The organism is Aurantimonas sp. E1-2-R+4, assembly GCF_036549515.1.
GTDB lineage: Bacteria > Pseudomonadota > Alphaproteobacteria > Rhizobiales > Rhizobiaceae > Aurantimonas > Aurantimonas coralicida_A.
This window is the reverse complement of the sequence record NZ_JAZHLK010000003.1, coordinates 107,835-124,226: the sequence shown is the minus strand read 5'-3', so window position 1 is coordinate 124,226 and position 16,392 is coordinate 107,835. Positions and strand designations below refer to the sequence as shown.

Annotated in this window: 18 protein-coding genes and 1 pseudogene; 9 read left to right on the top strand and 10 right to left on the bottom strand. The window is 64.5% G+C overall.

Annotation, left to right across the window (positions count from 1 at the left end; translation table 11 throughout):
- Positions 1-10: 10 nt before the first annotated feature.
- Positions 11-442, top strand: coding sequence for a dUTP diphosphatase (gene dut / locus VQ045_RS02790; protein WP_327624405.1), 432 nt, complete (start codon positions 11-13; stop codon positions 440-442).
- A 13-nt stretch (positions 443-455) separates the two neighbouring features.
- Here the strand turns inward: dut and VQ045_RS02785 are convergent, their stop codons facing one another.
- A complete protein-coding gene (locus tag VQ045_RS02785) occupies positions 456-1,247 on the bottom strand; it encodes a GGDEF domain-containing protein (protein WP_331829083.1) in 792 nt (263 codons plus the stop codon).
- A 285-nt stretch (positions 1,248-1,532) separates the two neighbouring features.
- On the opposite strand from VQ045_RS02785, the gene cysK reads away from it, so the two are divergent.
- Positions 1,533-2,525, top strand: a complete 993-nt coding sequence (gene cysK / locus VQ045_RS02780; RefSeq protein ID WP_331829082.1) for a cysteine synthase A — start codon at positions 1,533-1,535, stop codon at positions 2,523-2,525.
- A 110-nt stretch (positions 2,526-2,635) separates the two neighbouring features.
- On the opposite strand, the gene rpsU is transcribed toward cysK, so the two are convergent.
- The 4 genes from rpsU to VQ045_RS02760 form a co-directional block, all read right to left on the bottom strand.
- Complete coding sequence (gene rpsU, locus VQ045_RS02775) at positions 2,636-2,962, bottom strand: 30S ribosomal protein S21 (protein WP_327624377.1); 327 nt, start codon at positions 2,960-2,962, stop codon at positions 2,636-2,638.
- Positions 2,963-3,055: 93 nt separating this feature from the next.
- Positions 3,056-3,313, bottom strand: coding sequence for a hypothetical protein (locus VQ045_RS02770; protein WP_331829081.1), 258 nt, complete (start codon positions 3,311-3,313; stop codon positions 3,056-3,058).
- Positions 3,314-3,415: 102 nt separating this feature from the next.
- Positions 3,416-3,628, bottom strand: a complete 213-nt coding sequence (locus tag VQ045_RS02765; protein WP_163043081.1) for a cold-shock protein — start codon at positions 3,626-3,628, stop codon at positions 3,416-3,418.
- A 340-nt stretch (positions 3,629-3,968) separates the two neighbouring features.
- Positions 3,969-5,333, bottom strand: a complete 1,365-nt coding sequence (locus VQ045_RS02760; RefSeq protein ID WP_331829080.1) for a cytochrome P450 — start codon at positions 5,331-5,333, stop codon at positions 3,969-3,971.
- A gap of 195 nt (positions 5,334-5,528) precedes the next feature.
- Here VQ045_RS02760 and gyrB point away from each other — a divergent pair, with 195 nt between their 5' ends.
- The 7 genes from gyrB to gndA all read left to right on the top strand — a co-directional run bounded on the left by gyrB (position 5,529) and on the right by gndA (position 12,778).
- Positions 5,529-7,964: a DNA topoisomerase (ATP-hydrolyzing) subunit B gene (gyrB, locus tag VQ045_RS02755; RefSeq protein ID WP_331829079.1), complete on the top strand. Its 2,436-nt coding sequence runs from the start codon at positions 5,529-5,531 to the stop codon at positions 7,962-7,964.
- Positions 7,965-8,081: 117 nt separating this feature from the next.
- The gene (greA, locus tag VQ045_RS02750) at positions 8,082-8,552 is read left to right on the top strand and encodes a transcription elongation factor GreA (protein WP_331829078.1); all 471 of its coding nucleotides are present in this window, start codon (positions 8,082-8,084) and stop codon (positions 8,550-8,552) included.
- A 110-nt stretch (positions 8,553-8,662) separates the two neighbouring features.
- Positions 8,663-9,055: a YkvA family protein gene (locus tag VQ045_RS02745; protein WP_331829077.1), complete on the top strand. Its 393-nt coding sequence runs from the start codon at positions 8,663-8,665 to the stop codon at positions 9,053-9,055.
- A 146-nt stretch (positions 9,056-9,201) separates the two neighbouring features.
- Positions 9,202-9,360 carry a DUF3563 family protein gene (locus tag VQ045_RS02740; protein ID WP_327624371.1) on the top strand — a complete coding sequence of 53 codons (159 nt, stop codon included), beginning with the start codon at positions 9,202-9,204 and terminating at the stop codon, positions 9,358-9,360.
- A 255-nt stretch (positions 9,361-9,615) separates the two neighbouring features.
- Entirely contained in the window at positions 9,616-10,542 is a 927-nt protein-coding gene (locus tag VQ045_RS02735; RefSeq protein WP_331829076.1) for an ABC transporter ATP-binding protein, read from the top strand.
- The gene (locus VQ045_RS02730) at positions 10,539-11,300 is read left to right on the top strand and encodes an ABC transporter permease (protein WP_327624368.1); all 762 of its coding nucleotides are present in this window, start codon (positions 10,539-10,541) and stop codon (positions 11,298-11,300) included. Before VQ045_RS02735 ends, VQ045_RS02730 begins: the two co-directional genes overlap by 4 nt.
- 53 nt (positions 11,301-11,353) lie before the next feature.
- Entirely contained in the window at positions 11,354-12,778 is a 1,425-nt protein-coding gene (gene gndA / locus VQ045_RS02725) for an NADP-dependent phosphogluconate dehydrogenase (protein WP_331829075.1), read from the top strand.
- Between the two features lie 12 nt (positions 12,779-12,790).
- Here the strand turns inward: gndA and VQ045_RS02720 are convergent.
- The 5 genes and pseudogenes from VQ045_RS02720 to VQ045_RS02700 form a co-directional block, all read right to left on the bottom strand.
- Positions 12,791-14,092: pseudogene (locus VQ045_RS02720) on the bottom strand (arsenic transporter); the annotation flags it as partial.
- Between the two features lie 50 nt (positions 14,093-14,142).
- Positions 14,143-14,568, bottom strand: coding sequence for an arsenate reductase (glutaredoxin) (arsC, locus tag VQ045_RS02715; RefSeq protein WP_331829074.1), 426 nt, complete (start codon positions 14,566-14,568; stop codon positions 14,143-14,145).
- Positions 14,565-15,110 (bottom strand): arsenate reductase ArsC, encoded by a 546-nt coding sequence (locus tag VQ045_RS02710; RefSeq protein WP_331829073.1) that lies wholly within the window; start codon positions 15,108-15,110, stop codon positions 14,565-14,567. The genes arsC and VQ045_RS02710 overlap by 4 nt, the downstream gene beginning before the upstream one ends.
- Positions 15,107-15,454: an ArsR/SmtB family transcription factor gene (locus tag VQ045_RS02705; protein WP_331829072.1), complete on the bottom strand. Its 348-nt coding sequence runs from the start codon at positions 15,452-15,454 to the stop codon at positions 15,107-15,109. Before VQ045_RS02705 ends, VQ045_RS02710 begins: the two co-directional genes overlap by 4 nt.
- A 95-nt stretch (positions 15,455-15,549) precedes the next feature.
- Complete coding sequence (locus VQ045_RS02700) at positions 15,550-16,368, bottom strand: potassium channel family protein (protein ID WP_331829071.1); 819 nt, start codon at positions 16,366-16,368, stop codon at positions 15,550-15,552.
- Positions 16,369-16,392 lie beyond the last annotated feature (24 nt).

The window sequence follows — 16,392 nt, the reverse complement described above, 5'->3', positions numbered from 1 at the left end:
AACGATCGGCATGTGCCGTCTGCCCCATGGCGCGGATCTGCCGCTTCCCGCCTACGCGACAAATGGCGCGGCCGGGGCGGACATTCGCGCTGCCTTGGAGGAACCGCTGACCCTGGCTCCCGGCGCGCGGGCGCTGGTGCCGACCGGCCTGAGCTTCGAGATTCCGGCGGGCTACGAGGTTCAGGTGCGGCCGCGCTCCGGCTTGGCCGCCAAGCACGGCGTCACGGTCCTCAATACGCCCGGCACCATCGACAGCGACTATCGCGGCGAGGTGAAGATCATCCTCGTCAATCTGGGCGAGGAGGCATTCACCGTCGCGCGCGGCGACAGGATCGCGCAGATGGTCGTCGCGCCGGTCGTCCAGGCAGAGTTCGGTGAGCGACAAAGTCTTGCGGTTAGCGAGCGGGGTGACGGTGGTTTCGGTTCGACGGGAACCGGGTGACCGGCCGGGGCTGTCAGGGGGTGGCGGGGACCGATTTTCCCGCGTCGCGAAGATAGCCATGCGCGTTCCCCATCGCCGAGATGGTGCTGCGGTTCCGGCCAGCCTGCTTGGCCTGGTAGAGATTGCTGTCCGCGGCTGCATAGATGACATCGAAGGATTGCGGCGCCGCGGAAAACGCGCCGCCGACGCTAACCGAGAGCCGGATGGTGTCGTCACCTTCACCGACGCTGATCGCGTTGATGGCCAGCCGCAGGCGCTCGGCCACCGTCCGGCCTTGTCCGATATTGGCGCAGGGCAGCGAGATGGCGAATTCCTCGCCGCCGATCCGGCCCAAGGCGTCGCCGACGCGGATCGAATGACGCAGCTCGGTCGCGATCGCCTTCAAGGCCTGATCGCCGGTTGGATGCCCCAGCCGGTCGTTGATCTGCTTGAAATTGTCGGCGTCCACGACGAGCAGCATCAGGCCGCCCTGCTGCTTTCTGTCAAGTGTCGCGATGTGGCGTCGGATCTCGCCCTCGAAGCCGGCCCGGTTGAGAAGTCCCGTCAGCCGGTCGGTCGTGGCGGCGCGTTGGAGGCCGGCATTGTCCGACATCAGGCTGTTCAACCGGACAGCCAGATAAACGACATAGGGAAGGGCGGTCACCAGCGGCACGGCGAACGCGAAAAGCGCCGCCGTCATCATGACCGGTTGTCCGAACCCGCGGAATAGATAGAACCCCGCCGTCCCCGACATCAGCGTCATCGCAGCGACCAGCACGAGAAATTCGCCGCAGATAGTTCGGATATGGGCAAAGGCAGGGCGCAACGGTGATCTCGCTGGTTTCTCGGCCGGCGGATTTACCTGCACCGAGCCTCCGTTCTCCCGCAATTGTCATAAGATCGCGTTGGCGGGATCCGGACAATTCGATGCTTCGCTCGTATTGTGCCATCGGTTCGATGGCGCTTTGGCGCACTTGGGGTATGCTTTTTTATCGGACGGCCGCGGTTTGGATGACACGGCCTCACATCCGGTGGTTTTTCGCCATAAGCTTTACAGCTGATGGAGCGGCCGGCTGCGACTGAGCCACGACGCGATAGGGAGAACCAAGCCATGGACAAAGCCGCAAACGACAGCAGGGCGTGGACGCGGGGGCGGGGGCGTATCTACGATTCCATCGTCGACACCATCGGCGATACGCCGATCGTCCGCCTGGACAAGCTGGCGAAGGAAAAGGGCGTCAAGGCGCATCTTCTCGCCAAGCTCGAATTCTTCAATCCGATCGCCAGCGTCAAGGACCGTATCGGCGTCGCGATGATCCAGAAACTCGAAGCCGACGGCCGGATCACGCCGGGCAAGACGACATTGGTCGAGCCCACTTCGGGTAACACCGGTATCGCGCTCGCCTTCGCGGCGGCCGCCAAGGGCTATCGGTTGATCTTGACCATGCCCGAGACGATGTCGGTCGAACGGCGCAAGATGTTGCGGCTGCTTGGCGCGGACCTGGTGCTGACCGAGGGCGCCAAGGGGATGAAGGGCGCGATCGCCAAGGCCGAGGAACTCGTCGCCGAGATCCCGGACGCTGTGATGCCCCAGCAATTCGAGAACCCGGCCAACCCGGAAATACACCGCGTCACCACCGCCGAGGAAATCTGGAACGATACCAAGGGCGAGGTCGACGTGCTGGTGGCCGGCATCGGCACCGGCGGCACCATTACCGGCGCCGGCCAGGCGCTGAAGCAGAAGAAGTCGGGCCTCAAGGTCATCGCCGTCGAGCCCGAGGCATCGCCGATTTTGTCGGGCGGGGCTCCCGGGCCGCACAAGATCCAGGGGATCGGCGCCGGTTTCGCCCCGGCAATCCTCGATCGCGAGGTCTACGACGAGGTCGTCCAGGTCTCGAACGAGGAATCCTTCGAGCTGGCGCGTCTGGTCGCGCGGCTGGAAGGCGTTCCGGTGGGAATTTCATCCGGCGCGGCGCTCGCGGCCGCGATCCGCGTCGGTCGACGCGACGAGATGGCGGGCAAGAACATCGTCGTGATCATCCCGTCCTTCGCCGAGCGGTACCTGTCGACGGCGCTGTTCGAAGGGCTGGGTGACGAGGAGTAGGCAGTGACGCGTGGCCGGACCACGGCGTCGATGCAACCGTAAAAACGCGATTGCCCGGTCAGCCTTGCGGCCACCGGGCAATCGAATAGACAAACCAAAAAAGAGACTGGTCAGCCGGCCGTGTTGTATGGCCGTGGGGCGTCGCCACCGGAATAGCCCGTGCTCGCGCCGCCGGACCCTGCGGCACCCGGACGCGCTGCGCCGGCGCGGGGCGGCTTGCGCTTCGGACCGGGAACGAGACCTTCGCGCTGCGCCTGCTTGCGAGCAAGCTTGCGGGAGCGGCGAATAGCCTCCTGCTTTTGACGAGCGCGTCGCTCGGACGGCTTCTCATAGGCGCGGCGCGCCTTCATTTCACGGAAGACGCCTTCGCGCTGCAATTTCTTCTTCAGAGCCCGAAGGGCCTGATCGACATTGTTGTCTCTGACGTCGACTTTCAAAACGACTCCTCACTGATCGGTTATTAAGGGCCTCGCGCCGCTTCTCCTCGCAATGGGAGAGGGCGGGACCGCCACATGGCCGGCGACGATCAGTCAGCCGGCGGATTTCTTTGCGCGTGGCTTCGACGCAGTCGTCTTCGCCTTTGCCTTAGTAGTCTTCGCCTTGACGGCCTTCGGTGCCTCGGCGGCATCCCGCTCCATACGGAGCTTCTTGAGCCGCGCCGTCTTTTCCTGGGTCGCCAGCGATTCTGCGGCGATGATGCCGACCGCGGAACCCTTGGCCGGTCGTTCCGGCGGACCCGAAAGCGCTGCTTCGGCGCGCTCGCGCGCCTTTCGGGAATTCTCCATCATCTCGACTTTCGATCACTTGGCACCGAGACGCGGAGCGACCCGAAATAAAGTTTCGGTCGGTACGACCGGCGGAGCGGACCCCGCCGGTCGTACCTTAACGTGTTAGGCGCGCTGGACGTTGATCGCCTTCGGACCCTTGCCGCGGGTGTCGGGCTCGGTGTCGAAGCTGATCTTGTCGCCCTCGTTGAGCGAGGAGATGCCTGCGCGCTCAAGCGCGGAGACGTGAAGAAAAACGTCCTTCGCGCCGCCGTCCGGCGTAACGAATCCGAAACCCTTGGCTTCGTTGAAGAACTTGACGGTGCCGGTCTGGCTCATGGATAAACCTTTCGTCGCTGCCCTGTCTGGGCTCTGCTGGAAGTTTCGCGCGACGCGATAGACTTCTATGGTTGTATGGACACAGCAACACGCTGCGGCCGGAGATTCGGAATTTCACACGGTTTCGGCGAAAGGTTTGGTTCTCATCGCTCCGGTCATTGCACAGCAAAACCAGGCAAACCGCCGATTTTTCGGTGGCGGAACGTCAGCCAGACTCCGGGTCTGCAAATACCCGAAGTAGGATTATGACCTCTGACGCGTCCAAGTGCAAGAGCCACCGTTCGAATGCGGCCGTGGCAGACGGATCGAAGGTGGCGAACCGGCGGGTCCGGCCTCCTTGCTATCGCTTGGCGACGCGCAGCGGCAGGCCGCCGAGCGGCTGCACCGTAATTCGCTGAACCACCTCCGGCGGGCCGCTTCCAGCGTAGTCGAACCGCAGATGTTTGAGCAGAGCGGCGAGCGCGATGACGCCTTCCTGCAGCGCGAAGCTCGCCCCGATGCAAACACGCGGTCCGACGCCGAAGGGCAAGTATTGATAGCGGTCGATCGTCTCGCGGTTGCCGGGCAGAAAGCGACTCGGAATGAAATGGTCGGGCCGGTCCCAGAGCATTTCGTGGCGGTGGATCAGCCACGGCATGACGAGAACCGTTGCCCCGGCCGGGATCTCGACGTCGCCGACGCGGTCCGGCGCCAGCGCGGTCCGGTTCAACGAGGGGGCCGGCGGGTAAAGCCGCAGCGCCTCCTCGAACACGGCCCGTGTGTGGACCAGGCGGTCGACCCATTCGCTCGGATGCGACAGCGTCGGCAGCACGCTGTCCAACTCGGCTTCGACCGCCGCCCGCTCGGCTGGCGCCTGGCTGAGCAGGTACAGCGTCCAGGTGAGCGAGCGCGCCGTCGTTTCGTGGCCGGCGCCGATGAAGGTGATGATATTGTCCTCGATCTCGTCCGCCGACAGGCCGTCGGCCTTGATCAGAAGCGACAGAAGGTCGTTCGGTGCGCCGGCCGGATCACGCTTGATCTGGGCGCGGCGGCCTTCGATCGTCGCCGCGATCAAGCTTCGGAAATACGTCATCGACCGCCGACCCCTGAGGCGGCGCAAGCGCGGCAGAAAGGCGGGCGCGCCCAGCAGGTCGAGCGGGTCGACCCGGCCCATCGAGCCGAGAAACGCCTGGGTTGATGTGGCGAAGGTCTCGCCGTCGCCGGCGATATCGTCGGTAAAGAGGGTCGCCTGCAGGATATCGAAGGTGAGCAGCGTCATCTCGTGGCTGCCGTCGACCGTCTCGCCCACCCGGCCGGCCAGCCGCTCGGCGAAGACCTCTGAGCGCGCCTGCATCGTCTCGGTGAAGCCGGCGATGTTCCTTGGCGTGAACACCGGCGCGATGGCCTTGCGGGTGCGCCGCCACAGCGCGCCCTCCGCAGTCAGCAACCCGTCGCGCAGCAGCGGGCGCAGGATGCGCTGGCGCAGTGGCTGCATGACGTAATTGGCGGCGTTCTCGACTAGGCAGTGGCGCACGCCCTTCGGATCGTTGACGACGATGTTGGGCACGCCCAGCCAGGTGCCGCGGATGTAGGGCTCCTTGAAAGCGCGCGTTCCCCAGATCTCGATCGGATTGCGGGACGCCGTCTTCAGGAAGCTCGCGAAACCGAGGGGTTCGGCGTGCGGAATCGGCGCCGGCGGGCGAAACGGTCGGACGGGCCTATCCATTTGCGTATCCATGAAGCCGGCGGTCCTTTATGGTGTCGTACGGGATATGGGTTGGCGGATGATCGACGTCGAGCGTAGCGTGGCCCACAGGGCTTTCCCGGCCGGCTTGGATCGCGACAGCCGACACTTTATATAGGTCGGGAGCGAACGGCGATTCGTCGCGGCCCTCCGCCCCGCCCGAACCCAAGGAACAGCATGTCCGCAACGAACGAAACGAACCCCGTCCCGGAGGCTGAATACGGCGCCGATTCGATCAAGGTCCTGAAGGGCCTGGACGCGGTTCGCAAACGCCCGGGCATGTATATCGGCGACACCGACGACGGCTCGGGCCTGCATCACATGGTCTACGAGGTCGTCGACAACGCCATCGACGAGGCGCTGGCCGGCCACGCGACGCGCGTGACCGTGACGCTCAACCCCGATGATTCCTGCACGGTGACCGACAACGGCCGCGGCATTCCCACCGATATCCATACCGGCGAGGGCGTCTCGGCGGCCGAGGTCATCATGACCCAGCTGCATGCCGGCGGAAAATTCGATCAGAATTCCTACAAGGTGTCCGGCGGCCTGCACGGCGTCGGCGTCTCGGTGGTCAACGCCCTGTCGGCCAAGCTGTCGATGTCGATCAAGCGCAAGGGCAAGGTGCATCAGATGTCCTTCACCCACGGCGTGCCCGACGGCTCGCTGGAAGTGACGGGCGATGCCGGCGACGAAACCGGCACGGCGATCACCTTCCTGCCGTCCACCGACACCTTCCGGGGGGTGACGACGTTCGACTATGCAACGCTCGAACATCGCCTGCGCGAACTCGCCTTCCTCAATTCCGGCGTGCGTATTCTGTTGTCCGACAAGCGGCACGCCGACGAAAAGCGCACTGAGCTTTTCTACGAGGGCGGACTGGAGGCCTTCACCCGTTATCTCGACCGGGCGCGCAAGCCGCTGATCCCCGAGCCGATCGTCCTGATCGGCGAGAAGGACGGGATCACCGTCGAGGCGGCGCTGTGGTGGAACGATTCCTACAACGAGACGGTGCTCTGCTTCACCAACAACATTCCGCAGCGCGACGGCGGCACCCATATGGCGGGCCTGCGCGGCGCGCTGACACGCCAGGTGAACGGTTATGCCGAAAGCTCCGGCATCCTGAAGAAGGAAAAGGTGTCCTTGACCGGCGATGATTGCCGCGAGGGCCTGACCTGCGTCCTATCGGTGAAGGTGCCGGACCCTAAATTCTCCTCCCAGACCAAGGACAAGCTGGTTTCCTCCGAGGTGCGTCCGGTGGTCGAGAGCCTCGTCAACGAGACCCTGTCGACCTGGTTCGAGGAGCACCCGCAGGAAGCCCGGATCGTCATCGGCAAGGTCGTCGAGGCGGCGACCGCCCGCGAGGCGGCCCGCAAGGCGCGCGATCTGACCCGGCGCAAGGGCGCATTGGACATTACCTCGCTGCCCGGCAAGCTCGCCGACTGCCAGGAGCGCGATCCGGCCAAGTCGGAAATCTTCATCGTCGAGGGTGATTCGGCCGGCGGCTCGGCCAAGGGCGCACGGTCGCGCAAGAACCAGGCGATCCTGCCGCTGCGCGGCAAGATCCTCAATGTCGAGCGGGCACGCTTCGATCGGATGCTCGGCTCCGACCAGATCGGCACGCTGATCACCGCGCTGGGTACGTCGATCGGCAAGGACGAGTTCAACGCCGACAAGCTGCGCTACCACAAGATCATCATCATGACCGACGCCGACGTCGACGGCGCCCATATCCGTACCCTGCTTCTGACCTTCTTCTTCCGGCAGATGCCCGAACTGATCGAGCGCGGCCATATCTACATTGCCCAGCCGCCGCTCTATAAGGTCACGCGCGGCAAGCAGAGCCAGTATCTGAAGGACGAGAAGGCGCTCGAGAATTACCTGATCGAGGGTGGCCTCGACGATGCCGGCCTGACGCTTGCGTCGGGCGAGGTGCGGACCGGCCGGGATCTGCGCGGCGTCGTCGACGATGCCTTGCAGGTGCGCCAGGTGCTGAGCGGGCTGCATTCGCGCTATCATCGCAGCGCCGTCGAGCAGGCGGCGATCTGCGGTGGCCTCACGCCGGAGGTCGCGGACGATGCCGCGCGTGGGCCCGCCATGGCGCAGCGGATTTCCGAGCGGCTGGATCTTGTCGCCGAGGAAACCGAGCGCGGCTGGACCGGCGAGTCAGTGGATGGCGGCTACCGTTTCCTGCGCACGGTCCGCGGCGTCTCCGAAGTGCAGACGCTCGACGCGGCGCTGATCCATTCCGGTGACGCCTTGCAGCTCAATCGCCTCGCCTCGCATCTGGCGGATACCTACGAAGGCCTGCCGGTGCTGCGCCGCCGCGACACCGAGCGCGAGCTGTCCGGGCCGATGGAATTGCTCACCGCCGTCTTCGATGTCGGCCGCAAGGGATTGGCGCTACAGCGTTACAAGGGGCTCGGCGAGATGAACCCCGATCAGCTGTGGGAGACGACGCTGGACCCCGAGGCGCGGACCCTGGTGGTCGTCAAGATTCCCGACGCGACCGACGCCGACCAGCTGTTCTCGCGGCTGATGGGCGACGAGGTCGAGCCGCGCCGCGAATTCATCCAGGAACACGCCCTGCAGGTCGCCAATCTGGATATCTGAGTCGTCGCGGGCCGGACGCTCGACCATGGGTGGCGTCGGACTGTCCGCCAAGTCCGTCATGGTGGGAAAACACGCGATAAGTCCTACATATCTCTGGAAACGCGAGGATATGGATCGATGAGTGTCGCCTTCGTCAAGGAACCCAATGAGGATCAGGTCGAGGTCCTGCCGGACCGTGAACTGGGCTCGGACCCGAACCTGGTCACTACGCGCGGCCTAAAACTGATCGACACTGAGATCGCGGCGCTGGAAAAGCAATTGGACGAGGCGCGCGCGGCCGGCGACAAGCTCGCCATGGCCACGATCAACCGCGATCTTCGCTACTGGCAGGCACGCCACGCGACGGCCGAGGTCGTCGTTCCGCCAGCCTCGGTGGCGACGGTTCACTTCGGAAGCCGCGTGGCGATCGAGAGGGACGATGGTCGCAGGCAGCTGTTCCAGATCGTCGGAATCGACGAGGCTGACCCGGCCGAGGGCCTCCTCTCCTATATATCGCCGCTGGCCAAGAGCCTGATGGGAAAAGAGCTCGGCGACGTCGTCAAGGCGGGCGCCAGCGATGCCGAGATCGTCGAGATTATGGCGGATTAGGCTGAGGCCGCGATCGCATAAAGCGCGGCGGACGCGGCAACGATTCACGTGAAACAAAGGCGGCGCGGGCGGGTCGTCCCTCTCCTGATAGTATTCTTGCGGGGCGGAACATGAGCAAACCCCTCTGGTCCGGCGTGAAGGCTTGGGCGCGCGACCTGAAGCGTGACGTCGTTGCGCTGTGGATCGCCGCGCGCGATCGTAGGACGCCGCTGCTGGCGAAACTGCTGGCCGCCTCGGTTGCCGCTTATGCCCTGTCTCCGATCGACCTCCTTCCCGATTTCATTCCGGTGCTGGGCTATCTCGACGATCTCCTGATCGTGCCGCTCGGCATTTTTCTGACCATTCGGCTGGTGCCACCAGCGCTGATGGCCGGGTTCAGGATCGCGGCCGAGGCGCGTGCGGGGCGCCCTGTCAGCCGCGCCGCGGCAGCGGTTGTCGTCGCGCTGTGGCTTGCCGGATTGGCGGCGGTCGCAGTCTGGCTGTGGCCTGCGAAGACTGGCTGAGCGCCCGAAGGCATCCGCTGCGGCCGATGCATTGATCCTTAACGGATCCTTACCGTCGCTCTGCCCGCAGAGCATGGCAGCGTTGCACGGCAGCCCATTGCTGCATTGCACAAGAATGATCATCTTGAACAGGAAAGGAGAATGCCATGAACATCACCGACAAGATCCGCAGCGCATTCCGCCGCAATCCCGAGCAGGAGCGCGTTCGCGCCTATCTCGACCAGTCCATATCGATGGCCGATCTGGAGCGCCGCATGCGCGAAGTCGACCAGGGTCGTTTCCAGCCGCGCGGCTACGGATTCTAAAGCCATATCCCTATCTTGGGCGCGGCCGGAACGACTGGCCGAATTCTGCCTATGCAGCGTCGATCAGCCTAATACCCACCTGCGGTGATAGGAACCCATCGAATAGGTCCCTATCACCGCAGGTGGGTATAAGTGAGGCCAGATGCCTCTGGCCAAGTTCGACGAAAGGGCTATCTCGACACATGATGTCGAGCCCGTCGGTGCCGCGTCTTGCGGCGCAGGTGCCCTGCCAGCCCCGGTTCCCCAAGGCCTTCCATGTCCCCGATCCTGTCTGTCCGGAACGTCTCGAAGACCTTTGAGGGCGGATTCCAGGCGCTGAAGAACATCGATCTGGCGATCGACAAGGGCGAAATCTTTGCGCTACTCGGCCCGAACGGGGCCGGCAAGACCACCCTCATATCGATCATCTGCGGCATCACCAACCTGTCCGAAGGCGCCATCAGCGTCGCCGGTCACGACATCGGCAAGGATTATCGCGCCGCGCGGTCGATGATCGGCCTGGTGCCGCAGGAACTCACTACCGACGCCTTCGAGACGGTCTGGGACACGGTGTCCTTTTCACGTGGCCTATTCGGCAAACGGCGCGATCCGGCGCATATCGAGTCGGTGCTGCGCGATCTGTCCCTGTGGGACAAGAAGGACGCCAAGGTCATGACGCTGTCGGGCGGCATGAAGCGACGCCTTCTGATCGCCAAGGCGCTATCGCACGAGCCGGAGCTGCTGTTCCTCGACGAGCCGACCGCCGGCGTCGACGTGTCGCTGCGGCGCGACATGTGGAACGTCGTCCGCCGCTTGCGCGATTCGGGCGTCACTATCATCCTGACCACCCACTACATCGAGGAAGCCGAGGAGATGGCCGACCGCGTCGGCGTCATCTCCAAGGGTGAGCTGATCCTCGTCGAGGGAAAAGCCGAACTGATGCGCAAGCTCGGCCACAAGGAGCTGACGCTGCAATTGCAGGAGCCGCTGGAGCGCCTGCCGGAGACGCTGGCTGGCTATAATCTCAGCCTGGCGCCCGACGGCGAAAGCCTCACCTACACCTACGACACCCACGCCGAGCGGACCGGGATCGCGACGTTGATGGCCAAGCTGTCCGACGCGGGCCTACGGTTCCGGGATCTGTCGACCAAGCAGTCGACGCTGGAGGAGATTTTCGTGAATCTGGTGAAGGAGCGGGCATGAATTTTCAGGCCGTGCGCGCGATCTACGTGTTCGAGATGGCCCGCACCTGGCGCACCGTCATGCAGAGCGTGATCTCGCCGGTGATTTCGACCTCGCTCTATTTCGTCGTGTTCGGCGCGGCGATTGGCTCGCGTATCACCGAGATCGATGGCATCTCCTACGGCGCCTTCATCGTGCCCGGCCTGATCATGCTGTCGCTGTTGACCCAGAGCCTGACCAACGCGGCCTTCGGCATCTACTTCCCGAAATTCGTCGGCACGATCTACGAGATCCTGTCGGCGCCGATTTCCGCCTTCGAGATCGTGCTCGGCTATGTCGGCGCCGCGGCGACGAAATCGGTGATTCTCGGGTTGATCATCCTGGCGACGGCCGCGCTGTTCGTCGATCTCAGGATCGAGCACCCGGTCTGGATGATCGTCTTTCTGGTTCTGACGGCGATCACCTTCTCGCTGTTCGGCTTCATCATCGGTATCTGGGCGGACGGTTTCGAGAAGTTGCAGATCGTGCCGCTGTTGATCGTGACGCCGCTCGCCTTTCTCGGCGGCAGTTTCTATTCGATCAAGATGCTGCCGGAGTTCTGGCAGGACGTCAGCCTCGTCAATCCCGTCGTCTATCTGATCAGCGGCTTTCGCTGGGCATTCTACGGCACGTCGGACGTCTCGATCGGCGTCAGCCTGACCATGACACTGGCGTTTCTCGTTGTTAGCCTGGCGGTCATCGGCTGGATCTTTCGTACCGGTTACCGATTGAAGAGTTGACGGCCGCAAGCCAGCGAACGAAGGCCGGGGCGGATGCAAGGGAGGATGATTGCATGAACGACGGCCAGGCCGATATCGGCGTTCTAGGGCTCGGAACGATGGGCGCCAATCTCGCCCTCAACATCGCCGAAAAGGGTTTTACGGTCGCGGTCCACAACCGGACCACGGCGAAAGCCTTCGCGCTTCGCGACGACGATCCCGATCTCGGCGAGAACATCCTGCCGACGGAAACGCTGGAAGACTTCGTCGCCGCCCTGAAGAGCCCGCGACTGGTGCTGTTCATGGTGACCGCCGGCAAACCCGTCGACGCGGAGATGGCGCGGATCGCGCCGCTGCTGTCGCCCGGCGACGTGATGATCGACGCCGGCAATGCCGATTTCAACGACACGATCCGCCGCTCGGCCGCCGTGGAGGAAACCGGCCTGCATTTCGTCGGCATGGGCGTCTCCGGCGGCGAACTCGGCGCGCGACACGGCCCGTCGATCATGGTCGGCGGCGCAAGAAAGACCTATCCACTGCTCGAGCCGATTCTTCAGAAGATCGCGGCAAAATACGAGGGCGAACCCTGCGTCGCCTGGCTCGGGCCCGACGGCGCCGGGCACTTCGTCAAGACCATCCACAACGGCATCGAATATGCCGACATGCAGATGATCGCTGAAATCTACGGCATCACGCGTGACGGCATCGGTCTGAAGCCGGCTGAGATGGCGACGATCTTCGCCGACTGGAACACGCGCGGCCTTGCCTCTTACCTCATCGAGATCACAGCTGTGACGCTCGCCGAGAGCGACCCGGAAACCAACCAGCCGATGGTCGATGTGATCGTCGACGAGGCTGGCCAGAAGGGTACCGGCCGCTGGGCGGTGATCGAGGCGCAGAAGCTCGGCGTCGGCGCAACGACGATCGAGGCGGCGGTTTCAGCTCGCGGTGTGTCGTCCCGGCGCAGCGAACGCGAAACGGCCTCCGCGCTCTATCGGGATGTCGAGACTGACGAGGTCAAATTCGGCGGTGAGGCCGAGCACATCGCCGAACTCGAACAGGCGCTGGAGACGGCCAAGATCATCGCCTACGCCCAGGGCTATGCGACAATGGCGGCGGCGTCCGAGGAATACGGCTGGAGCCTGCCGCTCGGCGAGATCGCCCGGATCTGGCGCGCCGGCTGCATCATCCGCTCGCGCTTTCTCGACGATATCGCCAAGACTTATGACGCCGGGATCGTGGTCAATCTGCTGCAGGTGCCGGACTTCGTCACCCGCGTCGCGGCGGGTGAGGCGGCGCTGCGCCGCGTCGTCGCCAAGGCGGCGCTCGCCGGCATCCCGGTGCCTGCCCTGTCGGCGGCGCTGGCCTATTTCGACGACTATCGCCGCGCACGCGGCACGACCAATCTGACCCAGGCCCAGCGCGACCTGTTCGGGGCGCACACTTTCCGCCGGCTCGATAAGGAGGGCGTCTTCCACCACCTCTGGCCCGCTGTCTGATCCCGTCTGGCTGCTGCCGAGAAGCGGCAGCCAGACGACCAGCGCAAGCAGCGTCGCCAGCAGGACCGGCGGCGTGATCACCAGTCCGACCTTCATGTACTGGCCCCAGGTGATGCGATGTCCCTTGGCAGCCAGGACATGCAGCCAGAGCAGCGTGGCGAGGCTGCCGATCGGGGTGAATTTCGGCCCTAGATCGTTGCCGATGACGTTGGCATAGACCATCAGCTCCTGCGTCAGCGGCGAAACGTTCGCCTGGTCGATCGCCAGGGCGCCCACCAGCGTCGCCGGCATATTGTTCATGATCGAGGCCAGGATCGCGGCGGCGAAGCCGGTTCCCACGGTGGCGATGACGATCCCCTGCCGGCTCAGCCAGACGAGGACATCGGCTGCCAGCTCGGTCAGGCCCGCATTGCCGAGGCCGTAGACCACGAGATACATGCCGACCGAGAACAGGACGATCTGCCAGGGCGCGTTGCGGAGGACCCGGCCGATCGGAACCACGGCCTCGCCCCTGCCGATCCAGCGGCCGGCGATGGCCAGGAGCAGGGACGCCGCCGCGCCGGTGACGAAGGCGATCGGCACGTCGAAGGGGCCGGTGGCGAAATAGGCGACGAGAAGCACCCCCAGCAGCGGAAATGCCGCCCTGAAGACCAGCGGATCACGAATTGCCGAACGCGGCTCCTCCAGTTCCTCCGCCGGGTAGGATGCGGGGACCGATCGGCCGTAATAGGTCCAGAGGACTGCGAGTGTCGCGCCCAGGGCGACGAGGTCCACCGGCACCATCACCGCCGCGTAGCGGTTGAAGCTGATGTCGAAATAGTTTGCCGAGACGATGTTCACGAGATTGGAGATAATCAGCGGCAGGCTGGTCGTGTCCGCCACGAACCCCGTCGCCACGATGAAGGCGAGCGCCGCCTCGGGTCGAAAGTCCAGTCGCAGCAGGATCGCGAGAACGATCGGGGTGAGGAGCAGCGCCGCGCCGTCATTGGCGAAGAAGGCCGCGATGACCGCGCCGAGCAGGACGACGAGCGGGAACAGCCGCCGGCCGTTGCCACCGCCCCATCGCGCGACATGCAGCGCCGCCCAGTGAAAGAAGCCCGCCTCGTCGAGGACCAGCGAGATGACAATCAGCCCGACGAAGGTGAAGGTCGCGTCCCAGACGATGCCCCAGACCACGCCGAGGTCGGTGAGGTCGACGACGCCTGCGGCGAGCGCCACGGCCGCGCCGCCGAGCGCGCTCCAGCCGATGCCGAGACCCTTCGGCTGCCAGATGACGAGGACGAGGGTGGCGAGGAAGATCGCGAAGGCGAGCACGGGCGTTATCCGGACGAGGAGAGAAGATCAGATCGAATGCCGCTGTCTTCTCATCCGTCGTCGAACCGGCCACCGCCCGCGGTGACCACTTCGCCGTCCTCCTTGGTGAACGGTCCGATCTCCGGGGCCGGCAGGACCTCCAACACCGCCTCGGACGGCCGGCACAGCCGCGCGCCCTTGTCCGTAACGACGATCGGCCGGTTGATCAGGATCGGATGCGCCATCATCGCCGCCAGGATTTCCTCGTCCGGCAGTTTCGGGTCGTCGAGCCCGAGTTCGGCATAGGGGGCCCCCTTCTCGCGCAGGAGCTCGCGCGGCGTCATCTTCATCCGGTCGAGAAGCGCGATCAGCGTCTCGCGGCTGGGCGGGGCCTTCAGATATTCGATGATCCGGGGTTCCTCGCCGGACTGCCGGATCATGGCGAGGGTGTTGCGCGAGGTACCGCAGTCGGGATTGTGGTAGATCGTGACAGTCATGAGGTCCCTGCTGGCTTGGGAGCGGACGCGGTCGTATCGTCCAGGCGGCCAATGGCGCGGATTTCGGCGGTCAGGCTGGTTCGCTCGAGCTTATCGACCGGCAACGCCGCGAAGACGGAGATGCGATTGCGCAGATGATGGAACGCTCGCAGAAAGGCGGCGCGCTCCCACATTTCGCCGCGTTTCTCCGCCGCCGGGTTCTCGATGCCCCAATGCGCGGTGATCGGATGCCCCGGCCAAACCGGACAGGTCTCGCCGGCCGCGTCGTCGCAGACGGTGATGATGAAGTCGAGCGGCACGGCGGTTTTCCCGCCCGTGGCAAATTCGTCCCAGGATTTCGATCGCAGGCCTTCGGTTGGAAAATTCAACCGGCGGAGCAGTTCAATTGTTTTTGGATGCACTTCGCCGCGTGGATCGCTGCCGGCGGAATAGGCCAGAAAGTGATCGCCATGAGTGCAGTTCATGATGCTCTCGGCCAGAACCGATCGGGCCGAGTTCCCGGTACATAGGAACAGAACGTTAAACGGCGCGTCGGGCGTCATTGGCAGACCTCCTTCGAACATGCGCCCAGAAGCGCGCTGAGGTCGCCGCAGATTTCCGGACGGCCGCCGCAGCAGTCCTCCGTCAGAAATGCCAGCAGCTCGCGCATGGCGCCGTAGTTCGCGGCATAAAAGATGTGTCGGCCGGCCCGCCGGGAGCGGACAAGGCCGGAGCGCTCCAGCGCCGTCAAATGAAAGCTCATGCGGGTCGCCGGAATCGCCAGTCGATCGGCAATCTCGCCGGAGGCTAGGCCATTCGAACCCGTCTTAACCAGCAGCCGGAAGGCCGAAAGGCGATCGATATGAGCGAGCGCCGCGAGCGCCGCGACAGCGTTGTCATCATCCATTCTGCAATAATACAACGATATTTGTAACATCACAATGACGGCGCAAACCCGCGACACAGTACCGAGAGGATCGGCGATGCGTTCGAAGCAGCCGCCTACCGCTCGTGGTCGGGGATCTTCAGAGCGTAACCGCAGGCCTTGCAGTGGACGGCGTCTGGCTCGTGGCGCTGCAAGCCGCATTGCGGGCAGGGGAAATGCACCTTGTTCGGCCGGAACACCGCCTGCGCGAGCCGCACGAACAGCGAGATGCCGATGATCATGATGACGATCGAGGTGAGCTTGCCCCACGATCCGGCAAGGGTAATGTCGCCATAGCCGGTCGTCGTCACCGACGCGACAGTGAAGTAGAGGGCGTCGAGATAGCCCTCGATGCCCGAGCCCTTGCGGAAGAAGGTCGTGTAGACGAAGCCGGTCGCCAGAAACAGGAAGGTGATGAGATTGACGACGGCGCGGGCCGGGATCTCCCATTCCTGGTAGCCGTGCCGCCGCAGCGGCCGCCACAGAACGCCGCTCTGCGAGATCGACCACAGGCGGATGATGCGCAGGAAGCCGAAATTGATCAGCCAGAACGGCATCAGCAGCGTCGCCAGGATGACCAGGTCCAGCAGCACGAAGGGCTGGCGCAGCCACCGCAATGGCTCGCGCGCGGCAAAACCGCGGCCGGCGATATCGAGCGCCAGGATCGCAGCCACGGTAAAATCGACAATGAGAAACGCTTCCGTCTCGCGCAGCACCGGACTGGCGATGAACAGGGCGATGATGGCCAGATCGACGACCAACACGGCCATCTGGAACCGCAGCGCTTTGCGGGTATGGCCGTGATAAAGCCGGCGTAGCCTCACCCGCGCGCGGGTGACACGAGTCTGGAGGCTTCGCCCATGCGTGTCGGTGGCTGGAAGGAGCGTTCGAAGCATCAGGGCCGTCGGTTCAGACTCGGG

Excerpts from the sequence above, each read along its gene's own strand:
- gyrB (WP_331829079.1), top strand. The coding sequence starts at position 5,529 with ATGTCCGCAACGAACGAAACGAACCCCGTCCCGGAGGCTGAATACGGC.
- cysK (WP_331829082.1), top strand. The coding sequence starts at position 1,533 with ATGGACAAAGCCGCAAACGACAGCAGGGCGTGGACGCGGGGGCGGGGG.
- arsC (WP_331829074.1), bottom strand. The coding sequence starts at position 14,568 with ATGACTGTCACGATCTACCACAATCCCGACTGCGGTACCTCGCGCAAC.
- VQ045_RS02705 (WP_331829072.1), bottom strand. The coding sequence starts at position 15,454 with ATGGATGATGACAACGCTGTCGCGGCGCTCGCGGCGCTCGCTCATATC.
- VQ045_RS02770 (WP_331829081.1), bottom strand. The coding sequence starts at position 3,313 with ATGATGGAGAATTCCCGAAAGGCGCGCGAGCGCGCCGAAGCAGCGCTT.
- VQ045_RS02700 (WP_331829071.1), bottom strand. The coding sequence starts at position 16,368 with ATGCTTCGAACGCTCCTTCCAGCCACCGACACGCATGGGCGAAGCCTC.
- VQ045_RS02730 (WP_327624368.1), top strand. The coding sequence starts at position 10,539 with ATGAATTTTCAGGCCGTGCGCGCGATCTACGTGTTCGAGATGGCCCGC.
- gndA (WP_331829075.1), top strand. The coding sequence starts at position 11,354 with ATGAACGACGGCCAGGCCGATATCGGCGTTCTAGGGCTCGGAACGATG.
- VQ045_RS02765 (WP_163043081.1), bottom strand. The coding sequence starts at position 3,628 with ATGAGCCAGACCGGCACCGTCAAGTTCTTCAACGAAGCCAAGGGTTTC.
- VQ045_RS02710 (WP_331829073.1), bottom strand. The coding sequence starts at position 15,110 with ATGACGCCCGACGCGCCGTTTAACGTTCTGTTCCTATGTACCGGGAAC.
- dut (WP_327624405.1), top strand. The coding sequence starts at position 11 with ATGTGCCGTCTGCCCCATGGCGCGGATCTGCCGCTTCCCGCCTACGCG.
- VQ045_RS02745 (WP_331829077.1), top strand. The coding sequence starts at position 8,663 with ATGAGCAAACCCCTCTGGTCCGGCGTGAAGGCTTGGGCGCGCGACCTG.
- VQ045_RS02735 (WP_331829076.1), top strand. The coding sequence starts at position 9,616 with ATGTCCCCGATCCTGTCTGTCCGGAACGTCTCGAAGACCTTTGAGGGC.
- VQ045_RS02740 (WP_327624371.1), top strand. The coding sequence starts at position 9,202 with ATGAACATCACCGACAAGATCCGCAGCGCATTCCGCCGCAATCCCGAG.
- greA (WP_331829078.1), top strand. The coding sequence starts at position 8,082 with ATGAGTGTCGCCTTCGTCAAGGAACCCAATGAGGATCAGGTCGAGGTC.
- VQ045_RS02760 (WP_331829080.1), bottom strand. The coding sequence starts at position 5,333 with ATGGATAGGCCCGTCCGACCGTTTCGCCCGCCGGCGCCGATTCCGCAC.